Here is a 404-nt window from a genome sequence, read left to right as displayed (position 1 = left end):
CTGACGTTAATGCTAAGAATATTTATGGCGAAACTCCTCTGCACTTAGCTGCCCGAAGCGGTTACTTAAATGTAGTAGAAAAGCTTATAGAGAAGGGGGCTAACGTTAATGCTAAGAATAGTAATGGCAAAACTCCTCTGCACTATGCTGCTGAAAAAGGTTACTTAAATGTAGTAGAAAAGCTTATAGAGAAGGGGGCTTATTTTGATGCTGAAAATAATAAGCAACAGAAACCTCTAGACATTTCTAGAGTAAATAGTTATTCAGAAATTTCTAAATTTCTATCAAACATAGAAGAACTATTTAATGTAGCAAAAGAGGATAATCTTAATAGAGTTGAGGAGCTTATTAATCAGGGAGCTAGGGTTAATGCTAAGAATAGTGATAGCAACACTCCTCTGCAC

General features: G+C 35.6%; 1 protein-coding gene. It reads left to right on the top strand.

All coding sequences use genetic code 11. The features are described from left to right. On the top strand, positions 1 to 404 hold a 404-nt coding region (locus Wcon_RS09995; protein WP_179947520.1), incomplete at both ends, for an ankyrin repeat domain-containing protein.

It is taken from the genome of Wolbachia endosymbiont of Cylisticus convexus (assembly GCF_003344345.1).
The sequence above is the reverse complement of the archived record's forward strand: the minus strand, read 5'-3'. Positions and strand labels throughout refer to the sequence as shown.